2 protein-coding genes and 1 riboswitch are annotated in these 3,805 nt (G+C 62.3%); both genes read left to right on the forward strand.

The window, feature by feature from the left end:
- Positions 1-42: 42 nt before the first annotated feature.
- A riboswitch (cobalamin riboswitch) is annotated at positions 43-245 on the forward strand.
- Positions 246-495: 250 nt separating this feature from the next.
- Positions 496-1,548 carry a DUF5074 domain-containing protein gene (locus tag QZ302_RS09265; protein WP_365320723.1) on the forward strand — a complete coding sequence of 351 codons (1,053 nt, stop codon included), beginning with the start codon at positions 496-498 and terminating at the stop codon, positions 1,546-1,548.
- A 47-nt stretch (positions 1,549-1,595) separates the two neighbouring features.
- Complete coding sequence (locus QZ302_RS09270; protein ID WP_294594717.1) at positions 1,596-3,602, forward strand: TonB-dependent receptor; 2,007 nt, start codon at positions 1,596-1,598, stop codon at positions 3,600-3,602.
- Positions 3,603-3,805 lie beyond the last annotated feature (203 nt).

Consider the following 3,805-nt stretch of genomic DNA (forward strand, 5'->3'; position numbering starts at 1 on the left):
GGACGGGGGCGGGGTTTGGTTTTGTGGGGAAAGGTCTCTATTTTTGTCGCGATCGTTTCGGGTAGCCGGGTCGTAGTTCGTACGGTGCGGCTGAAAAGGGAACCCGGTGGAAGTCCGGGACAGTACCTGCTGCTGTGAGTCCGCTGAACGGTCTGTCGCACTCTTGGCCACTGGCGCGGCGGCGCGCCGGGAAGGCGCGGCGGACGGGACGAGTCAGAAGACCTGCCGAAAGGATGTTTTCAACGTGATTTGCACCTGCGGGGTTTTCGGGTGGAGATCGGGCATGCGACGACAAGAGAAGGGACGGCCGGGCGGGCTTCCCGGGAAAGTCGGAAATTCCTCTTCGGCGGCGGAGAGGTGGTTTTGCGGCGGAGGGCTGCCCTACTCTATTCTGTTTCTCTTTTTCGAACTCTCCCCCCTCGGCCGGTGCGGTTTCTGACGATGATGAAAAAAACAAGGGGACATATCCGGGCACTGGGGCTCGCGGCGCTGGCGATGACGCTGGCGATGGGCGGCTGCATGAAGTGGGACTACGGCGCGACGGAGGAGGTGGCGCTGCTGGAGGGGGGGCTGTTCGTCCTCAACGAGGGCAATTTCCAGTATGGGAATGCTTCGCTGTCGTATTACGATCCGAAGACGGGAAGAGGTGAAAACGAGCTCTTTGTCCGCGCGAACGGGATGAAGCTGGGGGATGTGGCGCAGTCGATGGTGGTCAGGAAGGGGGTGGGATGGATCGTGGTGAACAATTCGCATGTCGTTTTCGCGATCGATGTGCGGACGTGTCGCGAGGTCGGGCGCATCACGGGCTTCACGTCGCCGAGATATATCCATTTCGTGTCGGACGAGAAGGCGTATGTGACGCAGTTGTGGGACAACCGCATCTTTATCGTGAATCCGAAGCGGTTCGAGATCACGGGGTATATCGAGTGTCCGGGGATGACGATGGAGACGGGGTCGACGGAGCAGATGGTGCAGGCGGGGAGGTATGTCTATGTCAACGGGTGGTCGTACCAAAACCGAATCCTGAAGATCGACGCGGAGCGGGATGTGGTGGTGGACGAGCTGGCGGTGGGGATTCAGCCGACGTCGCTGGCGATGGACAGGCACGGCAAGCTGTGGACGATTACGGACGGGGGGACGGAGGGGAGTCCCTACGGCTATGAGGCGCCGGCGCTCTTCCGGATCGATGCGGAGACGTTCCGGATCGAACGCCGGTTCGGCTTCCGGACGGGAGACCGGGGGGCGGAGGTGCAGCTCAACGGGACGGGGGATACGCTCTACTGGATAAACGGGGATGTGTGGCGGATGCCGGTGACGGCGGAACGGGTGCCGGAGAGGCCGTTCCTGGAGGACGGGGGGACGATCTATTACGGGCTGACGGTCGATCCCGTGCGCGGCGATGTCTATATCGCGGATGCGGTCGATTATCAGCAGCCGGGGATGGTCTACAGATATTCGGCGGGAGGGGAGCTGATCGACCGGTTTTATGCAGGAATCACTCCGGGGGCTTTCGGCTGGACGGGGAGCGGGGAAGGAGGGGAGCGATGAAAAAAAGAGGGCTGATGCTGGTGCTGCTGCTGGCCGGAGGGTGCGGCATGCAGGGGAGCGCGCAGGAGGAGGGGGAGCGGCTCCTCAGAACGAAGGAGGTGACGGTGACGGGACGGAGGCCGCTGAAGGAGATCGGGATACAGCGGACGAGGTTCGACAGTGCGGCGCTCAGGGGAAATGTGGCGCTCTCGATGGCGGATGTGCTGACGTTCCATTCGTCGATCTTCGTCAAGAGCTACGGACGGGCGACGCTCGCGACGGTGGCGTTCCGGGGGACGTCGCCGTCGCATACGCAGGTGACGTGGAACGGAATGAGGATCAATAATCCGATGCTGGGGATGACGGATTTCTCGATGATTCCGGCGTTCTTCATCGACGAGGCGTCGCTGCTCCACGGGACGTCGTCGGTCGACGAGGCGGGCGGTGGCTTGGGGGGGGCGGTGAGGCTGGGCACGGGGCCGGCGGGAACGGAGGGGGTCGGGTTGCAGTACGTGCAGGGGATCGGGTCGTTCCGGACGTTCGACGAGTTCCTGAGGCTGACGTATGGGGCGCGGAGGTGGCAGGTGTCGACGCGGGCGGTCTGCGCTTCGTCGCCGAACGATTACAAGTATCGGAATCGGGACAAGAAGGAGAATATCTACGACGAGGAGATGAATATCGTGGGGCAGTATTACCCGACGGAGCGGAACCGGAGCGGGGCGTATCGGGACATACATGTGCTGCAGGAGGCGTACTACACGGCGGAGAACGGGGATCGGGTGGGGCTGAGGGGGTGGTATCTGAATTCGAACCGGGAGCTGCCGATGCTCACGACGGAGTACGGCGACGAGACGGAGTTCGAAAACAGGCAGCGGGAGCAGACGTTCCGGGGGGTGGTGTCGTGGGAGCGGAGACGGGAGGGATGGAAGGCGGAGGCGAACGGGGGGTATCTCTACACGCGGATGGCGTATGACTACAAACGAGATGTGGGAAACGGGACGATGGCGGCGATGACGCGCTCGCGGAGCCGGGTGCAGACGCTCTACGGGCGGGCGAGAGGGGAGTATTACGGGGGGAGGAAATGGCTGTTCGCGCTCGATCTCTCGGCGCATCAGCACTGGGTGGAGAGTGCGGACAAAAATATCGTCACGCAGGAGGGGGAGCGGGCGACGGTGGGGTACGACCGGGCAAGGATCGAGCTGGCGGGGGTGGCGGCGGTCAAGTGGCGGCCGACGGAGCGGTTCGGGATGGGGGCGACGCTGAGGGGGGAGATGTGCGGAACGGAGTGGGCGCCGCCGATTCCGGCGTTGTTCGTGGAGGGGGTGGTGTCGGAACGGGGGGAGGTGACGGCGAAGGCGTCGGTGTCGAGGAATTTCAGGTTCCCGACGCTCAACGACCTCTATTTCATGCCGGGGGGAAATCCGGAGCTGCGCAAGGAGAAGGGGTGGACGTATGATGCGGGGCTGAGGTTCGGGGTGGGACGGGAGGAGGGATGGAGGTTCGCGGGGTCGGCGACGTGGTTCGATTCGAGGATCGAGGACTGGATCATCTGGCTGCCGACGGTCAAGGGGTTCTTCTCGCCGAGGAACATCCGCCGGGTGCATGCCTACGGGGTGGAGGCGGAGGGGGAGCTCAGGGGATGGCTGGCGAGGGGTTGGAAACTGGCGCTTAGGGGGTCGTTCGCGTGGACGCCGTCGATCAACCAAGGGGAGCCGATGGGGCCGGGAGATCGGTCGGTGGGAAAACAGCTCCCATACGTGCCGGAGTTCGCGGCGAATGCGACGGGGGAAATATCCTGGCGGGGGTGGTCGATGGCGTACCAGTGGTGCTGGTACAGCGAACGGTTCACGATGTCGAGCAATGAGTTGACGCTCACGGGGAGGCTCCCGGCGTACTACATGAACAATGTGACGCTGGGAAAGGGGATCTCGCTCCGGTGGGCGGAGCTGGAGCTGAAGGGGACGATACGGAATCTCTTCGACGAGGAGTATCTATCGGTGCTGGCAAGGCCGATGCCGGGTATCAATTTCGAAATCTTCATCGGCATCAAACCCAAATGGGGGGCAAAAAATTAATTTCTCGTATGCTATTCTTTGTGCCTTCTTTGATCCGCATGGAACTGCCGCTTTCTTGTAAGAAAGCGGCGCAAAGAACTTTCGTGATAGCTACGCTACTCCTTAGGCTCCGCAGTCCTCATTTTTCGCGAGTCTGTTGAGCTGGGTTTTCTCGGCGGGGCGCATATAATGCGAGTATTACCCCAATGCGCCCACGCCGGAAA

The organism is uncultured Rikenella sp., assembly GCF_910579375.1.
In the GTDB taxonomy this organism is placed as follows: domain Bacteria; phylum Bacteroidota; class Bacteroidia; order Bacteroidales; family Rikenellaceae; genus Rikenella.